General features: G+C 79.4%; 1 protein-coding gene and 1 riboswitch. The gene reads left to right on the top strand.

The features are described 5' to 3' along the window. Window positions 1–78: 78 nt before the first annotated feature. Window positions 79–263: riboswitch (cobalamin riboswitch) on the bottom strand. 424 nt (window positions 264–687) lie between these two features. After that, window positions 688–1,623 (top strand): C40 family peptidase, encoded by a 936-nt coding sequence (locus tag HLB09_RS16570; RefSeq protein ID WP_212771274.1) that lies wholly within the window; start codon window positions 688–690, stop codon window positions 1,621–1,623. The last annotated feature ends 169 nt before the right edge of the window (window positions 1,624–1,792 follow it).

Below are 1,792 nucleotides of genomic sequence, written 5' to 3'. Positions count from 1 at the left end.
CGCGCGCCGTGCCGGCGCGGGCGGGCTCCGGCCGTCCCGAGCGGCCGTCATCCACCGCCCGGGCGGTCGCCCGGGCGGACGGCTGGCAGGTCTTCGGACTCCCGGGCGCGGACCTCTCGGTCCTCCTACTGGCCGTCGCTTCCCAGGCCGGAGCCCAGTGCTCGATGACGGCGGTCGTTCCCGGACACCGCTGCGGGGCAGTCCCGGTCTCCCACCGGGTTCCCTCTCTCGTCCTCCGGCGCGGACGCCGGCGGAACCAGTCGCGACGGGGACGCTAGCCGCCGGGGGCGGACGGCCCCGACGGCGTCCGCGGTGCGGGCGATGAGCCTCCGCGGTGACGGCGCGTCGCCGTCGTCACGGCGTGTCGTGTGCGGCGCGCGGGTCCGTTACCGAGATGTGACGGGCGCCGTCACCGTGGGGTACGGTCCGCGCGCTGCCCGGCGCACCGGGCGGCGCCTGCCCCGGAGCGCCGAGCCCTGCCGCCGGGTCGCAGGTCCCAGCGAGCTCGACGACGGCAGGGGCGGGGGACCCAGGATCTCCGGTCCCGCGGCGCGGGGCGGCAGCAGCCGTCCCGCCGACGCGGGACCTCGGGGTGAAGCCGGTCCTCCCGACCAGGGGAGACGGCCGGGTGGCTCCCACCCGAACCCGACAGCTCACCTCGCAGGCGTCTGGGAGAGGTCACCGCCCGTGCCCCTGCACGCCTCCGCGCGCCACCGCGCCCGCCACGCCGCCCCCGGGCCCGTGTCGACCCCCTTCACCGGTCTGACCCAGGCCGTCGCCTCGCGCGCCGGCGTGGTCGCCCGCCGCGGCGTCGTCGTCGGCGCCTCCACGGGCCTCGTCCTGACGCTCGGCACGAGCGCCTCCGTCGCCGAGCCGCGCGAGGACGCCCCTCGCCCCGCTCCGGCGCTGACGGCGCCCGCCGAGCGCGTCGAGACGGCGGCGCCCGTCGCCACCGAGGCGCTCACCGTCGCCGCGGACGTGCCCGTGACCTTCGCCCGTGGCGCCGCCCTCGGCGTCATCGCGCCCCCGCCCCCGCCGCCGCCCCCCGCGCCGGTCGTCGTGGCCGACGAGGCCGACGCCGACGAGGCGGCCGACGACAGCTCGTCGGACGAGAGCTCGTCGAGCGAGGGGTCGTCCGACCGGGGCGCCGAGAGCACCTCCCGGTCCGCCGAGCGCAGCGCCCCCGCGCAGGCGGAGCAGGAGCCCGAGCCCGAGGCCGCCCCGGCCCCCGAGCCGGAGCCCGCCCCGGCGCCCGAGCCCGAGCCGGCCCCCGCCGCCGCGTCGTCCGCCGGCGGCTCGGTGCTCGACATCGCCGCCCAGTACGTCGGCACGCCCTACTCCTACGGCGGCACGACGCCCGCGGGCTTCGACTGCTCCGGCTTCACGCAGTACGTCTTCGCCCAGGCGGGCATCTCGCTGCCCCGCACCGCCGCCGCCCAGGGCGCCGCCGGCCAGCGGGTCTCCCGCTCCGAGGCGCAGCCCGGCGACCTCGCCGTCACCTCCGACGGCGGTCACGTCGGCATCTACGCCGGCGGCAACCAGTGGTACGACTCGCCGCGCCCGGGCAAGTCGGTGTCGCTGCGCGACATCTGGACCTCGGACGTCTACTTCGTGCGCTACTGACGACCCTCCGCCCGGTCCCGCCGGGTGTCGACGACGGCCCGCCACCTCCTCAGGGGTGGCGGGCCGTCGTCGTCCGTGCGCCGCGTGGGTGCCGCCGCGGCGCCGGCCCTCCTCGCTCGGTGCCGGGCGCCCGGCCGGAGGTGTCGCGCGGGCGACGGCGGCACGACGG

Source organism: Pseudokineococcus marinus, from assembly GCF_013004605.1.
GTDB lineage: Bacteria > Actinomycetota > Actinomycetes > Actinomycetales > Quadrisphaeraceae > Pseudokineococcus > Pseudokineococcus marinus.
This window is presented reverse-complemented; position numbering and strand designations above follow the sequence as displayed.